The organism is Streptomyces sp. bgisy159, from assembly GCF_965341775.1.
In the GTDB taxonomy this organism is placed as follows: domain Bacteria; phylum Actinomycetota; class Actinomycetes; order Streptomycetales; family Streptomycetaceae; genus Streptomyces.
In genome coordinates, this window is the sequence record NZ_CBDQZH010000010.1 from 79,873 (window position 1) to 98,992 (window position 19,120).

The following is a 19,120-nucleotide window of genomic DNA, read 5'->3' on the forward strand; positions in this document are numbered from 1 at the left end:
GGTCGCGGGATTTGGGAAGGTGCTTCGGCCGCACGACCCGGGGGACGGCCCGAGGCGAACGATCGCTGTTGCTCCGGGCGGCGCGGAGTGTGTGACGTTCCGTGCGCCGCCCGGAGGGTCTGTCACGCGGTTCCGGTGAGGTGTTCCGGTCGTACCGGCGTGCGGTTGAGCTCCAGCCCGGTCGCGTTCCGGATCGCCGCGAGGACGGCCGGGGTGGACGACAGGGTGGGGGCCTCGCCGATGCCGCGCAGCCCGTACGGGGCGTGGTCGTCGGCGAGTTCGAGCACGTCGACGGGGATGGTCGGCGTGTCGAGGATGGTGGGGATCAGGTAGTCCGTGAAGGAGGGGTTCCTGACCTTGGCCGTCCTGGGGTCGACGACGATCTCCTCCATGACGGCCACGCCCAGTCCCTGGGTGGTGCCGCCCTGGATCTGGCCGATGACGGACAGCGGGTTGAGCGCCTTGCCGACGTCCTGGGCGCAGGCCAGTTCGATCACCTTGACCAGGCCCAGCTCGGTGTCGACCTCGACGACCGCGCGGTGGGCGGCGAAGGAGTACTGCACGTGGCCGTTGCCCTGGCCGGTGCGCAGGTCGAAGGGTTCGGTCGGGCGGTGCCGCCACTCCTCCTCGACCTCGACGGCCTCGCCCTCCAGCACGTCGGCCAGGCCGGCCAGGACCTCGCCGGCGTCCGTGACGACCTTGCCGCCCTCCAGCAGGAGTTCGGCGGTGGCCCAGGCCGGGTGGTAGGAGCCGAACCGGCGGCGCCCGATCTCCAGGACCTTCTCGCGCACCAGCTCGCAGGCGTTCCTGACGGCGCCGCCGGTGACGTAGGTCTGCCGGGAGGCGGAGGTGGAGCCGGCGCTGCCGACCTGGGTGTCCGCCGGGTGGATGGTCACCTGGGTGACGCCCAGCTCGGTGCGGGCGATCTGCGCGTGGACGGTGACACCGCCCTGGCCGACCTCCGCCATCGCGGTGTGCACGGTGGCGACGGGCTCGCCGCCGACGACCTCCATACGGACGCGGGCGGTGGAGTAGTCGTCGAAGCCCTCGGAGAAGCCGACGTTCTTGATGCCGACCGCGTAGCCCACGCCGCGGACGACGCCCTCGCCGTGCGTGGTGTTGGACAGGCCGCCGGGCAGCTGGCGCACGTCGGCGCCCTCGCTGGACTCCCACTGGCGCTCCGGCGGCATCGGCATCGCCTTGACGCGGCGCAGGAGTTCGGCGACCGGGGCGGGCGAGTCGACGGGCTGCCCGGTCGGCATGACCGTGCCCTGCTCCATGGCGTTGCGCTGCCGGAACTCCACCGGGTCCATGCCCAGTTCCTTCGCGACCTTGTCCATCTGCGCCTCGTAGGCGAAGCACGCCTGGACGGCGCCGAAGCCGCGCATCGCACCGCAGGGCGGGTTGTTGGTGTAGAGGGCGAGCGCCTCGATGTCGACGTCGTCGACGACGTACGGGCCGACGCTCAGCGACGCCGCGTTGCCGACGACCGCCGGGGAGGCGGAGGCGTAGGCGCCGCCGTCCAGCACGATGCGGCACCTGACGTGGGTGAGCTTTCCGTCCTTCGTGGCGCCGTGCTCGTAGAAGAGCTTGGCGGGGTGGCGGTGGACGTGCCCGAAGAAGGACTCGAAGCGGTTGTAGACGATCTTGACGGGCTTGCCGGTGCGCAGGGCGAGCAGGCAGGCGTGGATCTGCATCGACAGGTCCTCGCGGCCGCCGAACGCGCCGCCGACGCCGGCCAGCGTCATCCGCACCTTGTCCTCGGGCAGGCCGAGGACGGGGGCGATCTGGCGCAGGTCGCTGTGCAGCCACTGGGTGGCGATGTAGAGGTGGACGCCGCCGTCCTCCTCGGGCACGGCGAGGCCGGACTCGGGGCCGAGGAAGGCCTGGTCCTGCATGCCGAAGGTGTACTCGCCCCGGACGATCACGTCGGCCCGCTCGGCGGCCGCGCCGGCGTCGCCGCGGACGATCGGCTGGCGGTGGACGATGTTGGGGTGCGGGACGTGCCCGCTGTGGTGGTCGTCGCGGTGCTCGTGGACCAGGATCGCGTCCGGGGCCGTCGCGGACGCCTCGTCGGTGACGACCGGCAGCTCGCGGTACTCCACCTTGATCTTGGCGGCGGCGCGGCGGGCGGTCTCCGGGTGGTCGGCGGCGACGATCGCGACCGGCTCGCCGTGGTGGCGGACCTTGCCGTGGGCGAGGACCGGGGTGTCCTGGATCTCCAGGCCGTAGTTCTTCACCTCGGTCGGCAGGTCGTCGTACGTCATCACGGCGTACACGCCCGGCGTGGCGAGGGCCTCGGCGGTGTCGATGGACACGATCTCGGCGTGGGCGACGGTGGAGCGCAGGATCTGGCCCCAGAGCATGTCCTCGTGCCACATGTCGGACGAGTACGCGAACTCGCCGGTGACCTTCAGGGTGCCGTCGGGGCGGAGCGTGGACTCGCCGATGCCGCCCTTGGTCTGCGAACCCTGGGTGATCTTGGTGGGGGTGCCGTTCGGGGAAGCCATCGTCAGACCGCCTCTCCCTGCCGGGCGGCCGCCAGGCGGACCGCGTCCATGATCTTCTCGTAGCCCGTGCAGCGGCACAGGTTGCCCGACAGCGCCTCGCGGATGTCCGCGTCGGTCGGGTTGGGGTTGCGCTCCAGCATCTCGTCGGCCGCGACCAGCAGACCCGGGGTGCAGAAGCCGCACTGGACGGCGCCGGCGTCGATGAACGCCTGCTGCACCGGGGACAGTTCGGTGCCCTCGCCGGTCTGCGAGTCGGTGCCCTCGGCCTGCCACCGCTGGGCCTCGTCGAGCGGGGTCCCGCACGCGCCGGTGCCGCAGGAGCGCTCCTTGGCGTACTCCGCCAGGCCCTCCACGGTGACGACCTCACGGCCCTCCGCCTGGCCGGCGGCGACCAGGCAGGAGCACACCGGGACGCCGTCGAGCCGGACCGTGCACGACCCGCACTCGCCCTGCTCGCAGGCGTTCTTGGAGCCGGGCAGGCCGAGGCGCTCGCGCAGCACGTACAGCAGGGACTCGCCCTCCCAGACGTCGTCGGCTTCCTGCGGGCGTCCGTTGACGGTGAAGTTGACGCGCATCACGCGGCTCCCTTCGCGGTGCGGCGGGTGCCGCGGTACGACTCCCAGGTCCAGGTCAGCGTGCGGCGGGCCATGACGCCCACCGCGTGGCGGCGGTAGCTCGCGGTGCCCCGCACGTCGTCGATCGGGTTGCAGGCGGCCGCGCACAGGTCGGCGAACTGCTTGGCGACCGACGGCGTGACGATCTTTCCGTTGTCCCAGAAGCCGCCCTCGTCCAGCGCGGCGTTCAGGAACTCCTCGGCGGCCTTCGCCCGCACGGGGGTCGGGGCGGCCGAACCGATGCCGGTGCGGACCGTGCGCGTCTCGGGGTGCAGTGCGAGGCCGAAGGCGCACACGGCGATGACCATGGCGTTGCGGGTGCCCACCTTGGAGTACTGCTGCGGTCCGTCGGCCTTGTCGACGTGCACGGCGCGGATCAGCTCGTCGGGGGCGAGGGCGTTGCGCTTGACGCCCGTGTAGAAGGCGTCGATGGGGATGCGGCGGCTGCCGCGCACCGACTCGACCTCGACCTCCGCGCCGGCCGCCAGGAGGGCGGGGTGGGCGTCGCCCGCCGGGGAGGCGGTGCCGAGGTTGCCGCCGACGCCGCCGCGGTTGCGGATCTGCGGGGAGGCCACGGTGTGGGAGGCGAGCGCCAGGCCGGGCAGTTCGGCGCGCAGGTTCTCCATGATCTTCGTGTAAGGGACGGAGGCACCGAGCCGCACGCTGTCCTCGCCGACCTCCCATTCGTAGAGGTCACCGACGCGGTTCAGGTCGAGCAGGTACTCGGGCCGCCGGTGGTCGAAGTTGATCTCGACCATCACGTCGGTGCCACCCGCAATCGGCACAGCGGTGGGGTGCTCGGCTTTCGCTGCGAGCGCCTCCTCCCAGCTGGCGGGGCGAAGGAAGTCCATGACCGGCTCTCTTCTTCGTCTCGTGGGTCGTCCGGATCGAGCCAGATCTGGTGCGGCGGGCCCGGCTCGTTCATGTGGTGTTCACGTGGAGTGGGCTCAGTACACAGCGCCGTACTCCGACGGGGTCAGTCACGGAAACCATGAAGGAGTTGGCTGGCCAGCGAGGTCATCTTGTAGATTCGTATGAACGGAGGCCATCGGAAACCTCCCTGTTCTCCCGTGGAAACGTGGGAAACGGCCAGGCAGGGCCCGGGGCGCTGCTCACAGGCCTCCCGTCCGGCGGCCAGGACCCCCGTCACCGGGTGCCGGCCCAGGAGATCCCCTCAGGGTTCATCGTAGATTTCGAGACAAAGAACGGCGGCGACGAGAATGCGGCTGCGCGCACTGCTGGACACCGACGCGCTGGGCCTGCGGCTGCTCGGCGGCGAGGACGAGCTGGACCGCACCGTGCGCGGGGTGATGACCACGGACCTGCGGGACCCCAGCCGCTATCTGTCCGGCGGCGAGCTGGTCCTCACCGGCCTGGCCTGGCGGCGGGACGCCGACGACTCGGAGCCGTTCGTGCGGATCCTGACGCAGGCCGGGGTGGCCGCGCTGGCGGCCGGCGAGGCGGAGCTCGGGGACGTCCCCGAGGACCTGGTGGTGGCCTGCGCCCGGCACCGGCTGCCGCTGTTCGCGGTGCACGAGTCGGTGGCGTTCGCGACCATCACCGAACACGTCGTCCGGCAGGTCAGCGGCGAGCGCGCCGGGGACCTGGCGGCGGTCGTCGACCGGCACCGGCGGATGATGACGTCGGGCCCGGCGGGCGGCGGTCCGGACGTGGTCCTCGACCTGCTCGGCTCCGACCTGGACCTGCGCGCCTGGGTGCTCTCCCCCACCGGCCGGCTGATCGCGGGCTCCAAGGCGGCCGGTGCCGCCCTGCCCGGCGAGGTGCGCGCCCGGCTCGCGGCAGAGCACCTGGCGGGGATGCGTTCGGGCCGCCGGGGCCCGCACCGGGTGACGGTGGGGCCCGTGACGTACTCGCTCTTCCCGGTCCGCGGCGGCGGCCGTTCCCCGCAGACCGCCCGCGACGTCCGCGAGACCGTCCTGTCGGACTGGCTGCTGGCCGTCGAGGCGGACGCCGGGGACTGGGCCGAGGAGCGCCTGGACCTGCTGCAGGGCGTCACCCAGCTGATCGCGGTGGAGCGTGACCGCCGGGACGCGGCCCGCACGGTCCGACGGCGCCTCGCGCAGGAGGTCCTGGAGCTGGTGCAGACCGGCGCGGCCCCCGCCGAGATCGCCGCACGGCTGCGGGTGGCGGCGCCGGTGCTGCTGCCCGGCCTGGGCGCGGCCCCGCACTGGCAGGTGGTCGTGGCGCGCGTCGAGTGGGAGGGGACGGGGGGCGCCTTTGCAGAGGGCGGCGTGCGTCGGGAGCCCGGGGAGCCCGACGGCGGCCCGGTCGCCCAGTCGCTGCTGGAGGAGATCCTGGTCGACCCGGGCACGGCCGGGCCCGACCCGTCCGACCGGATCGCCGTGGCGCACACCGGTGAGGAGGCCGTCGCCCTGGTCCCGTTGCCCGCGGTGTCCGGTGAGCACGACGGCTCCCAGGCGGGCGTCCTGGCCGACGCGCTGCTGACGGCCGTCCGGGAACCGCTGTCGGCGGGCCTGGACGACGACGGCCGGGTCACGCTCGGCGTGAGCGCGGCGGTGCACTCGGCGGAGGGCCTGCGCGGGGCGCTGGAGGAGGCCCGGCACGCCCGCCGGGTGGCGGCGGCCCGGCAGGGCCGGGTGTGCGCGGCCGGCCACCAGGAGCTGGCCTCGCACGTGCTGCTGCTGCCGTTCGTCCCCGACGACGTCCGCCGCGCCTTCACGGCCCGCCTGCTGGACCCCCTGCGGGACTACGACCGTCGTCATCGCGCCGAACTCATTCCCACCCTGGAGGCGTTCCTCGACTGCGACGGCTCCTGGACGCGCTGCGCGGCCCGGCTCCACCTGCACGTCAACACGCTGCGCTACCGGGTCGGCAGAATCGAGCAGTTGACGAGCCGTGACCTGTCGCGCCTGGAGGACAAGCTGGACTTCTTCCTGGCACTGCGGATGAGCTGACCCGCCGGGGCCGTGGTTCGCGAACCGGCGGAGCGCGCAAGTCCCCCGACTTTGTGAAAAATTTCACCCATCCCCTTGGCCGCGACCGCCGATTCGTGCTGAGATGCCGCCACCACTCAAGAGCTCGATGGCGCGCTATGGGGAGGGCAATGTGGCGCAGTCCGCCATGTCTGGTACCGGAACGAACCCTGGTGACGATCCCCTCCAGACCGCGGTGTGGCGGCTGCGCTCGCGGGCCTGCTGGGCCGACGCCGCCGCCCTCCTCCCGGGCGACACCGCGCCGGCCGCCCTGCAACGTGCGGCGCTGCTGGCCGAGCGCTGCCTGTACGCCGAACAGGGCTGGCAGGAGGCGGAGGACGCGCTGCGCACGGCGGAGGCGCTGGCGCACACCGACGAGGAACGCGGCGCGGCCGCCTGCGAACGCGGCTACCTGGCGTACGCGGCCACCCTGCTCGGGGTACGCGACCGGGCCGACGAGGCGCGGGCCGCGCTGGGCCGCGCGGCGGCGTTGATCCCGCCGGGCGGGGCGGGCCGGGCGCTGCTGGACTTCCGGCGGGGGCTGGTGGCCCAGAACCTCGCCGAGGCCCCGCAGGCCGCGCGGGCCGCCTTCCACCGCGCCCACGCCGGCGCCACCGCCCACGGGGACCTGCTGCTGCTGTCCTGTACCTGGCGCCATCTCGCCGGCCTGGCCCTGCGGGACGGCGAGGTCACCGAGGCCCGGCACGGCTTCGCCGAATCGCTCCGGATCCGCGAGGAACTGGGCTACCTGGTGGGCACGGCCCCGGCGCTGGTGTCCCTGGCCGACACCGAGACCGAGCCGGAGGCGTCCCGGCTGCGCGAGGAGGCGAGGCGGCTGTTCCGGCTGCTGGGCGGCGTTCCGACGTGGCTGGCGGGGCAGTTGGCGGGGCCGGAGGCGGCGTGAAGCGGGGGCCGGCGGCAGCCCGAGGAAGCCTGATGCGGTGAGGCGGGGAAACCTGAGGCGGTGAGCCGGGGAGGCAATCCGAGGCGGTGAGCCGGGGAGCCAGCCCGAGGAGGCGAGCCGGAGGAAGCCCTGGGAGGCCTGAGGCGTCGAACCGGGGAGCCAGCCCGAAGAGACGAGCCGCAGGAAGCCCCGGGAGGCCTGAGGCGTCGAACCGGGGAGCCAGCCCGAAGAGACGAGCCGCAGGAAGCCCCGGGAGACCTGAGGCGTCGAACCGGGGAGCCAGCCCGGGGCGAAGGCGGGACCGGCCGCGTGAGGAGGCCTGAGGCGGCGGGCCGGGCGACAGCCCGCGGCGGCGAGCGGAGGGCAGTCCGAGGCGGGGGCGCGACCGGCAGAGTGAGGCAGGCAGGGCCACCGGCGGAGGAGGCAGGCAGGGCCACCCGGCGGCACGAAGCGGGGGCGGGGTCTCAGCCCGCGGCCCCCCAGTGCCCCGCCACCAGCGCCCGCACCGCGTCCAGATCCCGCAGGACCAGCGCCTCCAGCAGCGCCGTGTGCTCGGCCGCGTCGGCGACCGGCGCCACCGGCCCGCCGACCGGCGGCCACTGGGCCCGCCGGTGCAGGTCCTCAGCGATCCGCACCAGTTGCTCGTTGCCGGTGAGCGCCAGCACCGCCCGGTGGAAGGACCGGTCGGCCTCTGCGTAGGTGGCCCGGCAGCCGGAGGCCGCCGCCCGTACCGTCGCCTCCGCGAGCGGCCGCAGTTCGGCCCACCGCTCGGTGGGCACCGTCCGGGCCAGCCGCAGCATCACCGGGACCTCGATCAGCGCCCGCACCTCCGCCAGCTCGGCCAGCTCGCGCGCCCCGCGCTCGACCACCCGGAAGCCGCGGTTGGGGACCACCTCGACGGCGCCTTCCAGCGCGAGCTGCTGCATGGCCTCCCGGACGGGCGTCGCGGAGACGCCGAAGCGGTCGCCGAGGGCCGGCGCCGAGTACACCTCGCCGGGCGCCAGTTCGCCGGCCACCAGGGCGGTGCGCAGCGCGTCGAGGATCTGACCTCGTACCGAGGAGCGCTGGACGACGGGCCGGGGCGCCGGGAGGGGCGTCTCGCAGTGCGTGTGCTCGCCGCGGGCGGCCGCGGGCCCGCCCTGCGGAGCCGGGCGTTCGCGCGCCGCACCTTCGCGCGCCGCACCTTCGCGCGGCGGGTCTTCGCGCGGCGGGTCGGCGGCGCCGGGCTGGGCCGGTACCCGCGCCTCGCCGTGCCGGTGGCCCCGGGCGGCGGTCCCCGACTCGGCGGAGCCGTGCGTGCCCTGTTTCACGGGATCCTCCTCAGGCTCCGGGCTTGTCGGTACTTGGGGTCATTACGGCCGGTTGTTACTCGTCCGTCAAGCACCTTAGGGCCACCGAGCGCCAGTTCAAATCCGAACAGAAATCGGTAAGGTAAGGCTTACCTTCAAGAGCCGCGAACGATCCCTGCGAAACGGTCCCGTCATGCCCCGCGGCGACACTGCCCGGCGCGCGGATCGCCCCGGACGAGGAGGCACTGCGGGCGCGGCTGCGCGCGGCGGTCGCCGAGCACCACGCGCCCCTCCTCAGCGGCCTCGGCCCGCGCGCCAGGCGCCGCGGGAGGGCGCTGTGGGGCATGGTGACGGACGAGGTCGTCGACGGCCTGTGGTACGTCGCCGCACAGCGGGGCGAGGAGGACCGCGCCCGCCGGGAACCGGAACTGCTGCTGCCCGGCACCGCACACCCCTACGTCGGCACACCGGCCTTCCGCGACCTCACCGGCCCCGGCGGAGAGCGGGTGACCACCCGGAACCGGGTGAGCTGTTGCATGTTCTACACCGTGCGCCCCGAGGAGACGTGCGCGACCTGTCCGCGCACCTGTGACTCCCCGCGGGTCACCAAGCCGACCGCTGCCGCAGCGAGTTGAGGTCCCGGCCGGGCACCCCCGGCACGGGGCACGACCTGGCGTCCCGTAAGATCTGCGCCGGACGGGACCTCCCCGAGGTTACGGGTGATTCACAACTTCCTCACTTGTCGCAGGAACTTTCCGAGGAACCATCCGTACGGGTAGTCTTATTCGAACTCAACTCCCGCCCCTCAAGCGGTAGTTCGAGCAGAACGTCGCCCTGGGCATCCCCTTGCACCTCCTTGGCGGCCTCTTGCCCCGAAACCCTCTGAGGGCTGATGGGATTGGGCCACTATGGCGGGCGTTACGCCCTATCCCAATGCAAGGGACCCCAGATGAGACTGACCGACATATCGCTGAACTGGCTGCTTCCGGGCGCCGTGCTGCTCCTGGGCATGCTGGCGGCGGTGGCGGTGCTCGCGCGCAGCAAGCGGTCCGGGGAGCACGCCAAGACCGAGGACTCGTGGGAGCGCAGCGAGGAGCGCCGCAGGCGCAAGGAAGCGATATACGGCACCGCCTCCTACGTGCTGCTGTTCTGCTGCGCGGCGGTCGCCGCCGCGCTCTCCTTCCACGGCCTGGTCGGCTTCGGCGAACAGAACCTGGGCCTCACCAACGGCTGGCAGTACCTGGTGCCGTTCGGCCTGGACGGGGCGGCCATGTTCTGTTCCGTGCTCGCCGTCCGTGAGGCCAGCCACGGTGACGCGGCGCTCGGCTCCCGCATACTCGTGTGGACCTTCGCGGCCGCCGCCGCCTGGTTCAACTGGGTGCACGCGCCCCGCGGCCTGGGCCACGACGGCGCCCCGCACTTCTTCGCCGGCATGTCGCTGTCGGCCGCCGTCCTGTTCGACCGGGCGCTGAAGCAGACCCGCCGGGCCGCGCTGCGCGAGCAGGGCCTGGTGCCGCGCCCGCTGCCGCAGATCCGGATCGTGCGCTGGCTGCGGGCCCCCCGCGAGACCTACAGGGCCTGGTCGCTCATGCTCCTGGAGGGCGTACGCAGCCTGGACGAGGCGGTCGAGGAGGTGCGCGAGGACAGGCGCCAGAAGGAGGAGAACCGGCTGCGCCGCCGGGACCAGCAGCGCGTGGAGCGCGCCCAGCTCAAGGCGCTCAGCCGCGGCCACCGCGGATTCGTCGGCCGGGGCGGCCGCCAGGTGGAGATGGCCACCACCGTGGAGCGGGCCGACGCCGACCGGGTGTCCGCGGAGCCTGCCATATCCGCGGCGGAACAGCTGCCCGTACGCGCGCGTCCCTCGTTGCAGCCCGTCCGCAGCGGTTCTGAGTCCGCCCCCGTCGACCTCACCGCGGAGGACGACACAATGGCGCTGCCGCGGCTCGACTCCCTTGAGCGCAAGCTGAAGGACCTGGAGCAGCAGTTCGGCTAGGACCGGACGACCGGACCGGGCGCGACATGACGGGAGGGCGTGGCCTCGACGGCCACGCCCTCCCGTCGTCGTACCGCGTGCCGCCCGGCCCGGTCCTCACGCGGCGTCGGCGCCGCCCAGTTCGAACCAGACCGCCTTGCCCACCGCGTGCGGGCACACCCCCCACGCGTCCGCGAGGGAGTCGACGAGCACCAGGCCCCGGCCGTGCGTACCGTCGTCGCGGTCCGGCATCCGCAGCCGGGGCCTGCGGGCCACGAAGTCCCGGACCTCCACCCGCAGGCCGCTCGGCCCCAGCGTGGCGGTCAGCACCGCCTCGTGGCCGGTGTGGACGAGCGCGTTGGTGACCAGCTCGCTGGTGAGCAGTTCCGCCGTCTCGGTCTCGTCCGGCCTCCCCCAGTGCCGCAGCAGCTCTCGGACGGCGTGCCGGGCCTCGCAGACCGCCCGGAGATCCGCCCGGCCCAGTCTGCGCCGCAGCCGGTACGGCTGCGGCGTCCCCGCAGCCCCGTCGGGCTCCTCCTCGGCCGTCGCGGCCCCTGCCGTTCCCGTCTGCGCCGAGGTTCCCCCGATCGTCACGGAACCGCTGCCTCGTGCCTGCCTCTTCATGACCCCCGCCCGCGCGCCGATGTGGATTCCCCTCCAGCTCGAACACGTTCACGGGGATGCTTGCCCGTTGGACCCACGGCCAGTCATGTCGAGTCGAGGACGACCAGGTGTTCGGCCAATCGCACGGGGCCGGGCGGCGCGTCCGGGCGGCGTACGGGTTCCGCCGGCGCGAGAGATGGGGCGGCTGGTCCTGGACTGATCCGGAACTTCTCCCGGCGGAGGCGGCAACCGGGCCGCGGGCCACTCCGAGCGCCGGACGGCCAGGGTTGTACGCCGGGCCCGAAGTTGGCCGGAAAGCGACGCCCGGACGGGAGGGTGGCGCCGGTGAGCGGGGCCGCCCTCCCGACCCCCGTGGCCTGAGGGCAGCCCTTGTGCGGGTGCGTGGCCGTGGCGCGTGGCCCTGGGCCCCGGGCCCTGCCCAGGCGTCGGGAACACCGGACTCGCTCACGCCTCCCACACGGCGGCCACCGTACGGTCGTCGGAGTACCCCTTGACCCGCACCTGGCTGTCCGCGAGGAAGGCGGCGAGGCCTGGCGGGGTGCGGCCGGACCAGCGGCCCGCGAGGTACTCGGACAGTGCGGGCTCGCCGCGCAGCGGGTCGGCCAGACCGCCGCTGCACAGCAGCAGCGTGTCCCCTGGGCGGGCCACGGAGGCGCGGAACCGGAAGGTTTCGTGGGCCGGCCCGTGCGGCTGTCCACCGGCTCCGGCGGCCGGTTCGCCCGCGCTCTGCGCGGTGCCCGGTTCGATGTCCTGCCAGCCGCCGTCCCGCAGCCGGAACAGTCCGCCGGCGCCGACGCCGAAGAACACGCGGGTACGGCAGTGCGGGTCGGCGGGCAGGAGCAGACAGCGCAGGGTGGCGGAGTACTCCTCGGGCTCGAGGCCCTGTTCCACGGCGCCGGCGCGCAGGCGGCCCAGGCTGCGGTCGGTGAGGCGGTGCAGCCCCGACTTCAGGTCGCCGCGCCGGGCCGCGCGCAGATCGGCGACGAGACGGGCGTGGCTGCGGCCGACGGCACGGGCGATCCACCCGCAGACGTCGGCGGCCGCCCGGTGCGCTCCGGGGGCGGCGCGGGCGCCGGTGGCCATCGCGACGAGGACGAGCGCCTGGTCTCCGGTGCCGAAGCGCGCGGTGAGCAGGGCGTCGCGGCGCGGCTCGCCCCGGTAGCGGGCGGAGTCCCCGCGCAGGGACACCGCCCGCAGGGTGCAGGTCCCGTAGCGGGCCCCGTCCAGCACGGTGTCGGGCACCAGGTCGTCGAGCCCGTCCGGCTCCGCGGGCGGCAGTGCCGTGGGCTCGGGCTCGTAGGTGGGCGGCCCGGAACCGACGTAGTCCCTGAGCACCGGTACCCGCGACGGCCCGTCGACCGGCCACTCGTCGGCGGCCTGGCCGCGCCGCACGGCGGAGGCGGGTTCCCGGATGGCGTCGGCGAGCGGGTCCTCGGCCTTGGACGAGGCGAGCGGGCCCTCGGCCGCCGACGAGGCGAGCGGGCCCTCGGCGTCCGCTTCCGCGGTCGCGGACGGCGGCCCGTCGGGGGCGTGGCCGGAGCGCGGGGGCGTCCCGTCGGGCGCGGTGTGGCGGGATCGCCCGGGCGTCCCGTCGGATGCGGTGGGTGCGGGGCGGTCGGGGGTCTCGGCGCCGCCGGGGACGGAGGGGCCGGGTGGTCGGCTCGCCCCGGGGGCGGCGACGGCGGTCCGGGGGTCCACAGCGGGGGTGTCTTCGGAAGCGGCGGGCGGGCTGTGCGCCGCCGCACCGCTCCGCGGGTCGGGGGACGGCCGCTCCGTCCCCGGACTCGCCCCGGTGGTCGCCGCCGTGGGCCCTTCGGGGCCGCCCGGCGGCCGCTCGGCGAACCCCGGTGGCAGCGGTCCCGGCGGGAAGCTGACGGGGCCGGGCGGCGGCTCCGCCGACGCTTTCCCGGGCGGGGACGACCGGTGTGCGGGCTGTACGGCCTGCTGCCCCGAGGACCGGTCCGACGGACGCCCCGGCGGCGAGGGGGCAGGGGCCGGGCCGGGCGGGTCCGCCGGTAGCCGGCCGGAATCCCGGCCCGGCGCTTCGGCTTTCGTGGGCGCCGCTCCCTCGGCCGACCCGGACGGCTCCGGCCTCGGCTCCGAAGACCCCGACGCCGATCGGGGCTCGCCCGACGCCGCCCCGGACGCGCCCGACGCCGGCCCCGACACCTCCGGCGCGGGCCCCGGAGCCCCTCGTTCGGTGCGCTTCCTCGGCCCGGGCACCTGCGCCGGCGGGGTGGGCGGGGTCTCGTCCTCCGGATCCCAGAGGTCCCAGGTCGCCGACCACTCGGCGCCGACGGCGCTCCGCGACCTCGCCGCACGCCCGTCGCCGGTCCGCTCGTCGTCGCCCCGCTCTCCGCCTCGTCCGCCCTCCGCGCGACCGGCCGCCCCGGACGCCCCGGGTCTCCCGACCGCCCCCGCCGCCGAGGCGAAGCGGTCGTCCAGGGAATCGGCGGCGGCCGTGGGGCCCGCGTCCTGGGCGGAGTCGTCGTACAACTGCCCCCACCAGTCGTCGTCGTGACCGGTGGACCTGCCCCCCTGCTGGCTCATGCGGTAATTGTCCACCGCGCGGGCCACCGGAAAACGGGACATCGGGAAAATGACGCCCCTCCGAACACGCGTACGTGAACGGCCGCCGAACGGCTCCACCCCCCACGGGAGAGCCACCCGGCGACACGGGTGACCCGGGCCCGAACCCCTGTGCGCCCCTGCGCGTCGGACCCCGGATCACGTCATCGGAAGACGGTGATCACGGTCACCGCCGTGGCTCACCTTGGCAGAGTGACCGGCGGTACGGCGATGATGGGCCGTGGCGGGTTCGCGCCGTGGCCGTTTCCCGCCACCCTGGCCCCCGCCGGCCGTGCGAGTGCAGGAGGAACACCCGGATGCTGGGAGCGATAGGGCTCGACGAGGCGCAGGAGGCGGCGTACCGGGCGCTGGTGTCGGCGGGCGCGCCGGACGTGCCCGCGCTGGCCCGCCGGCTGGCGCTCGGCGAGCGGGACACGGGAAGCGTGCTGCGGCGGCTGGAGCGGCAGGGCCTGGCCGCGCGGTCGCCGGGCCGGCCCGGCCACTGGGTCGCCGCTCCCCCGGGTGTGGGGCTGGGTGCCCTGCTCACCCAGCAGCGCCACGATCTGGAACGGGCGGAACTGGCCGCCGCGCTGCTCGCACAGGAGTACCGGGCGGCGGCCGTCGAGCCGGCGGCGCACGATCTGGTGGAGGTGGTCACCGGAGCCGCGGCGGTCGCCCAGCGCTTCCAGCAGATCCAGCTCGGCGCGAGCGAGGAGGTGTGCGCGCTGGTCACCGGCACGCCGGTCGCGGTGTCCGGCACGGACAACCACGCCGAGGAGCGGGCCGCCGAGCGCGGAGTGCGCTACCGGGTGGTGATCGAGCGGTCGGTGCTGGACCGGCCGGAGGGCGTCACCGAGCTGACCGCCGCGCTGGCCCGCCAGGAGGAGGTACGGGTGGTGGACGAGGTGCCGACGAAACCGGTCGTCGCCGACGGCACCCTCGCTCTCGTGCCGCTGACCGGCCGCTCGGCGGAGCCGGCCGCGCTGGTGGTGCACGCCGTCGGGCTGCTGGAGCTGCTGTCGGGCCTGTTCGAGTCGGTGTGGCGGCAGGCGCTGCCACTGCGGCCGGGGCCGCACGACGTCGCCGGGCGGTACCCGGACGGCCCGGACGCCGCCGACCTGGAGATCCTGTCGCTGCTGCTGGCCGGGCTCACCGACGCGAGCGTCGCCAAGCAGCTCGACGTGGGACTGCGCACGGTGCGGCGCCGGGTGAGGCGGCTGATGGAGCTGGCCGGTGTGACGACCCGGATGCAGCTCGGCTGGCAGGCGTACGAACGCGGCTGGGTGACCCGCGATCCCCAGCCCGGCGCGTACCGCGGACGCCCCCGCCACCGACCGACCCCCGCCACGGACTGCGGGGGCGGCCCGGCTCCGGCACCCTGAACAGATGGGAGCGTGGGAACTCCTGCTCGTCGGCTCCGTGATCCTCCTCGGTCTGGGCGGTGTCCTGGTACCCGGCGTGCCGGGCTCCTGGCTGGTGTGGTCGGCGGTCCTGTGGTGGGCGCTGAAGGACCCGGAGCCGATCGCCTGGACGGTGCTGGTGGGCGCCACGGGCGCGCTGCTGCTCTCCCAGGTGGTGCGGTGGGCGCTGCCGCCGCGCCGGTTGCGTGAGATGCGGGCGAGCGGCGCCGACTTCCGCATGGCGGCGTACGCCGGCACCGGCGCGCTCCTCGGATTCGTGGTGCTGCCCGTGGTCGGTGCGATCCCCGGCTGCCTGGCCGGGGTCTACCTGTGCGAGCGGCTGCGCCTCGGCCGGCACGGCGAGGCCCGGGCGGCGCTGCGCTCGGTGATGCGCTCGGGCGGCTGGAGCATCCTGACCGAGCTGTTCACCTGTCTGCTGATCGCGGGCGCGTGGGTCGGCGCGGTACTGGGTGGCTGAACACCGCCCCGCCCCGGCCGTGCGCCGGGTCACCGCCCGGCCCCGGCCCCGCGCCGAGTCGACGCCCCGGCACCGTGCCCGTCACCGCCCCGTGGCCGCGGCCCGCAGGTGGTGCAGGGCGTAGGTGCGCCACGGACGCCAGCTGTCGGGGACGTCCGTGCCGGGCGGGGCCACGTCCGGGTCGCCCAGCGCGCGGGCCCGGATCGCCGCGACCGTACGGCCGTCCAGGCCGGGCAGGGCGAGCAGCGCCCGGGCGGCGTCGTCGCGGTCGGCGCCCGGGTCCAGGCGCAGCGTGCCGTCGGCGAGCGCGGTCGTGAGGGCGCGCAGGGGGCCGTCGGGCTCGGCCTCGGTGAGGGCGGCGGGCTCGGGGAAGAGATGGGTGAGGCTGCCGCTGGGCGCGTCGAGCGACTTGCCGCAGGTGCGCACCAACCGCTCGGCACGGACCCGTCCCACCAGGGCGCGTACGGCGTACTCCTCGGCGTCGGCGGCGCCGGGCGCGCGCAGGCCGGGCCGGGCGGCGACGAGCGGGGCGAGCCGGGGGTCGGCGGCGAGCCGTTCGTCGACGGCGTACGGGTCGGCGTCCAGGTCGAGGAGCCGGCGCAGCCGCTGGACGGCGGTGGTGAGGTCACGGTGGTCGGTGAGGTGCAGCCGGGCGTCGAGCCAGCCGCCTTGGTGGGTGGCGGACCCGGCGGGTGTGCCGTCCGGGCGCTCGGTGACGGCGACGATGCCGGAGCCGTAGGGCAGCCGCAGCGTGCGCCGGTAGAGGCGCTCACCCGGTGCCCCGGTGACCTCCTCGACGCCGGCGACGGCCTCGTCCGCCAGCAGGTCGAAGACGGCGGCCGTGTGGTAGGGCCCGCGGTGGGCGAGCCGCAGCGGGAGGCCGGCGGCCGGGGTCGCCGTGCGCGGGGCGGGGCGGCCGGAGCGGGGTGCGGCGGCCCGTACGCGGGTCGGGGTGGCCGCGTACACCGCGCGGACGGTGTCGTTGAACTGGCGCACGCTGGCGAACCCGGACGCGAACGCGATCTCGGTGATCGGCAGGTCGGTGGTCTGCAGCAGCACCCGCGCGGTGTGCGCCCGCTGGGCCCGGGCCAGGGCGACCGGCCCGGCGCCCAGTTCGGCGGTCAGCTGCCGCTGGACCTGGCGGGCGCTGTAGCCGAGCCGGTCGGCGAGGCCGGCGACGCCCTCCCGGTCGACGACGCCGTCGGCGATGAGCCGCATGGCGCGCCCCACGACGTCCGCCCGTACGTTCCACTCGGCGGAGCCGGGCACCGCGTCGGGACGGCACCGCCGGCAGGCCCGGAACCCGGAGCCCTGCGCGGCGGCGGCCGTCGCGAAGAACCGCACGTTGCGCCGCAGGGGCGTCACGGCGGGGCAGCTCGGCCGGCAGTAGATGCCGGTCGTCCGCACGGCGAAGAAGAACTCCCCGTCGAACCGGGCGTCCCTGCTGCGGACGGCCTCGTACCTGGTGTCCTCGTCCATCACGGGTTCCAGTGTTCGCCAGGTGGCGGGGAACCGGCCAGCGGAAATCGGACATCGGGTGCCCGCCGGCCGGTGGCTCGCCGTCAGGCCCACCGGCCCCGCTTGGCCTCGGCGGCGGCCCGTCCGGCGGCGCCCTTGCGCTTCCAGTCCCGGCGGAGTTCCGAGCGGAGCCGCGCGTCGGTCTTGGCGGTGATCCACTGGTTCTCCCGCAGGAGCTTGCGGTAGCTCTCCAGGCGCCGGGCCGGCAGCTCGCCCGCGTCGATGGCGGAGCGGACCGCGCAGCCGGGCTCCGCGTCGTGCCCGCAGTCGTGGAACCGGCACCGCCGGGCCAGCTCCTCGATCTCGGCGAACACCTGCCCGACCCCGTCCCCGGCGTCCCAGAGGCCGACGCCGCGCAGTCCGGGGGTGTCGATGAGGACGCCGCCGCCGGGCAGCGCGAGCAGGTTGCGGGTGGTGGTGGTGTGCCGGCCCTTGCCGTCCATGTCGCGGGTGGCCCGCACGTCCATGACGTCGTCCCCGGCCAGGGTGTTGGCGAGGGTGGACTTGCCCGCGCCGGAGGTGCCGAGCAGGACGGTGGTGCCCCCGCCGAGCAGCGCGGTCAGCTCGTCGACGCCGTCGCCGTGCAGCGCGCTGACGGTGAGCACGGGCACCCCGGGCGCACTGGCCTCGACGTCCTGGACGAGATACGACAGCCCGACCGGGTCGGGCACCAGGTCGGCCTTGGTCAGCACGACGACGGGCTGGGCCCCGGACTCCCAGGCCAGCGCGAGGAACCGTTCGATCCGGCCGAGGTCGAGCTCGACGGCGAGCGAGACGGCGACGACGGCGTGGTCGACGTTGGCCGCGAGGATCTGCCCCTCGGACCGTTTGGAGGAGGTGGAGCGGACGAAGGCGGTGCGGCGGGGCAGCAGGGTGCGCACGTAGCGCGGGTCGCCGCCCTCGGGGTCGAGGGCGGCCCAGTCGCCGGTGCACACGACCTTCATGGGGTCGCGCGGTACGACGAACTCGGTGTCGGCCCGCACGGTGCCGTCCGGGGTGACCACGTCGCACTGCCCGCGGTCGACGCGGACGACGCGGCCGGGGACCAGCCCCTGCTCGGCGTACGGGGCGAACGCGGCGGCCCAGCCCTCGTCCCAGCCGTACGGGGACAGCGGGTGGGAGGAGGCCGGAAGAGAACGAGAAGAAGAGGAGGACAAGGGGAGACCCTTCACATGGGCGGCCCCCGGCGGCGCGCCGACGGGCGCGCGAAGGTGTGAGTGGTCAGCCGGAGACCGTGGAGGTGGAGTGGACGGACTTCTGGACGCGGGCAGCGCCCTTCGCAGCGACGGCCATCGGTCACACCTCCTGTTTCTCGCTTCTCGTCTCGGTCGAGGTCGGCGTCAGCCTAGAGGAGGCCGGCGCCCGTCCACCACCGTTTTTCCGGGGCCCCGCCGCTCACTCCGCCGTCTTGCGCGCGAGCGCGTTGTTCGCCGTGGAGTTGTGCACGCTGAAGCTGACCGCGTCCGAGCGGTAGCGGTCCTCGGACCACTCCACCGGGCGGCCCTCGTGTGTGGTGGTCACGCGGCGCACGCGCAGCAGCGGGCTGGTGCGGCGCACGCCGAGGAGTTCGGCGTCCTGGGCGCCGGCCGCGACCGCGTCGATGACGTGCTCGCCGTAGGCGAAGACCAACCCCGTCTCGTCGTAGAGGCGTTGGGTGACGGAGGGGCAGTCGGGTTCGAGGGCGGCCACGGCGTCCGCGATCCAGCCGGCGTACACGGTGCGCTCCAGCAGCACCGGCTCACCGTCCAGGCCGCGCACCCTCAGCACGTGCAACACCCTTGCTTGGGCGGGCAGTTGCAGGCGTACGGCGTCCTCGGTGGTCGCCGGGCGGTACTCCTGGGCGACCACCCGCCCGGTGGCCTCGCGGCCCATCGCGCGGGCCCACTGGGCGAAGCTGCGCAACTCGGCGAAGCTCTGGCTGCGGCGACTGGCGAGCACCACCCGGCGGGCGCCCTGGCGGGAGCCGATGATGCCCTCGGCGGTGAGGGCGGCGACAGCCTGGCGGACGGTGCCCCGGGACACTCCGTAGTGCGCGGCGAGGTCGGTCTCGGACGGCAGCCGGCTGCCGACGGCGTACTCCTCGCGGTCGATGGCGCGCCGCAGTTCGCCGGCGATCTCCTCGTGTCGCGCCGCCATGCTTCCCCTCTGAGTCGGTCGGTGTGCACAACGTGAGCAGCGTAGACCAGTTGCCGGGGCGGCGCGCACCTCCGTGATTGTGCAGAGAATCAGCGGTCAGGGTTCCGCCGTCGTTCACCGACCGGACATCCTCACCCGGCGTACTGAGGCCGA

The 19,120-nt window shown here is 74.9% G+C and carries 14 protein-coding genes and 1 pseudogene; 6 read left to right on the top strand and 9 right to left on the bottom strand.

All coding sequences use genetic code 11. The features are described from left to right. Positions 1–122: 122 nt before the first annotated feature. The 3 genes from ACSLTV_RS12715 to ACSLTV_RS12725 are packed head-to-tail and all read right to left on the bottom strand — an operon-like array spanning position 123 to position 3,975. A complete protein-coding gene (locus ACSLTV_RS12715) occupies positions 123–2,510 on the bottom strand; it encodes a xanthine dehydrogenase family protein molybdopterin-binding subunit (RefSeq protein WP_432136990.1) in 2,388 nt (795 codons plus the stop codon). Positions 2,511–2,512: 2 nt separating this feature from the next. After that, the gene (locus tag ACSLTV_RS12720) at positions 2,513–3,085 is read right to left on the bottom strand and encodes a (2Fe-2S)-binding protein (RefSeq protein ID WP_432136989.1); all 573 of its coding nucleotides are present in this window, start codon (positions 3,083–3,085) and stop codon (positions 2,513–2,515) included. Then, the gene (locus ACSLTV_RS12725; RefSeq protein WP_432136988.1) at positions 3,085–3,975 is read right to left on the bottom strand and encodes an FAD binding domain-containing protein; all 891 of its coding nucleotides are present in this window, start codon (positions 3,973–3,975) and stop codon (positions 3,085–3,087) included. The genes ACSLTV_RS12720 and ACSLTV_RS12725 overlap by 1 nt, the downstream gene beginning before the upstream one ends. Positions 3,976–4,344: 369 nt before the next feature. Here ACSLTV_RS12725 and ACSLTV_RS12730 point away from each other — a divergent pair, with 369 nt between their 5' ends. Together ACSLTV_RS12730 and ACSLTV_RS12735 are read left to right on the top strand one after the other, a co-directional pair. Beyond that, the gene (locus ACSLTV_RS12730; protein ID WP_432136987.1) at positions 4,345–6,060 is read left to right on the top strand and encodes a PucR family transcriptional regulator; all 1,716 of its coding nucleotides are present in this window, start codon (positions 4,345–4,347) and stop codon (positions 6,058–6,060) included. Positions 6,061–6,226: 166 nt separating this feature from the next. Beyond that, a complete protein-coding gene (locus ACSLTV_RS12735) occupies positions 6,227–6,982 on the top strand; it encodes a hypothetical protein (RefSeq protein ID WP_432136986.1) in 756 nt (251 codons plus the stop codon). A gap of 464 nt (positions 6,983–7,446) precedes the next feature. Here ACSLTV_RS12735 and ACSLTV_RS12740 read toward each other — a convergent pair whose 3' ends face one another. Beyond that, positions 7,447–8,292 carry a GntR family transcriptional regulator gene (locus ACSLTV_RS12740; protein WP_435612132.1) on the bottom strand — a complete coding sequence of 282 codons (846 nt, stop codon included), beginning with the start codon at positions 8,290–8,292 and terminating at the stop codon, positions 7,447–7,449. Positions 8,293–8,456: 164 nt separating this feature from the next. Between ACSLTV_RS12740 and ACSLTV_RS12745 the strand changes: the two are divergent. Then, positions 8,457–8,906: pseudogene (locus ACSLTV_RS12745) on the top strand ((2Fe-2S)-binding protein); the annotation flags it as partial. 314 nt (positions 8,907–9,220) lie between these two features. Further along, positions 9,221–10,264, top strand: coding sequence for a DUF2637 domain-containing protein (locus ACSLTV_RS12750; RefSeq protein WP_432136984.1), 1,044 nt, complete (start codon positions 9,221–9,223; stop codon positions 10,262–10,264). 96 nt (positions 10,265–10,360) lie between these two features. Here the strand turns inward: ACSLTV_RS12750 and ACSLTV_RS12755 are convergent, their stop codons facing one another. Both ACSLTV_RS12755 and ACSLTV_RS12760 read right to left on the bottom strand, forming a co-directional pair. Continuing rightward, positions 10,361–10,837, bottom strand: coding sequence for an ATP-binding protein (locus ACSLTV_RS12755; RefSeq protein ID WP_432136983.1), 477 nt, complete (start codon positions 10,835–10,837; stop codon positions 10,361–10,363). Positions 10,838–11,311: 474 nt separating this feature from the next. Beyond that, complete coding sequence (locus ACSLTV_RS12760) at positions 11,312–12,565, bottom strand: protein phosphatase 2C domain-containing protein (protein ID WP_435612133.1); 1,254 nt, start codon at positions 12,563–12,565, stop codon at positions 11,312–11,314. A gap of 1,187 nt (positions 12,566–13,752) precedes the next feature. Between ACSLTV_RS12760 and ACSLTV_RS12765 the strand changes: the two genes are divergently transcribed. Together ACSLTV_RS12765 and ACSLTV_RS12770 are read left to right on the top strand one after the other, a co-directional pair. Continuing rightward, positions 13,753–14,817 (top strand): TrmB family transcriptional regulator, encoded by a 1,065-nt coding sequence (locus ACSLTV_RS12765; RefSeq protein WP_435612134.1) that lies wholly within the window; start codon positions 13,753–13,755, stop codon positions 14,815–14,817. 4 nt (positions 14,818–14,821) lie between these two features. Next, positions 14,822–15,313, top strand: a complete 492-nt coding sequence (locus ACSLTV_RS12770; RefSeq protein WP_435612135.1) for a DUF456 domain-containing protein — start codon at positions 14,822–14,824, stop codon at positions 15,311–15,313. Between the two features lie 81 nt (positions 15,314–15,394). On the opposite strand, the gene ACSLTV_RS12775 is transcribed toward ACSLTV_RS12770, so the two are convergent. From ACSLTV_RS12775 to ACSLTV_RS12785, 3 genes are all read right to left on the bottom strand, one after another. Beyond that, the gene (locus ACSLTV_RS12775; protein ID WP_435612175.1) at positions 15,395–16,792 is read right to left on the bottom strand and encodes a bifunctional transcriptional activator/DNA repair enzyme AdaA; all 1,398 of its coding nucleotides are present in this window, start codon (positions 16,790–16,792) and stop codon (positions 15,395–15,397) included. Positions 16,793–16,875: 83 nt separating this feature from the next. Beyond that, positions 16,876–17,988 carry a ribosome small subunit-dependent GTPase A gene (gene rsgA, locus ACSLTV_RS12780; RefSeq protein WP_432136978.1) on the bottom strand — a complete coding sequence of 371 codons (1,113 nt, stop codon included), beginning with the start codon at positions 17,986–17,988 and terminating at the stop codon, positions 16,876–16,878. A gap of 238 nt (positions 17,989–18,226) precedes the next feature. Next, positions 18,227–18,967 (bottom strand): GntR family transcriptional regulator, encoded by a 741-nt coding sequence (locus ACSLTV_RS12785; protein WP_435612136.1) that lies wholly within the window; start codon positions 18,965–18,967, stop codon positions 18,227–18,229. Positions 18,968–19,120: the final 153 nt, after the last annotated feature.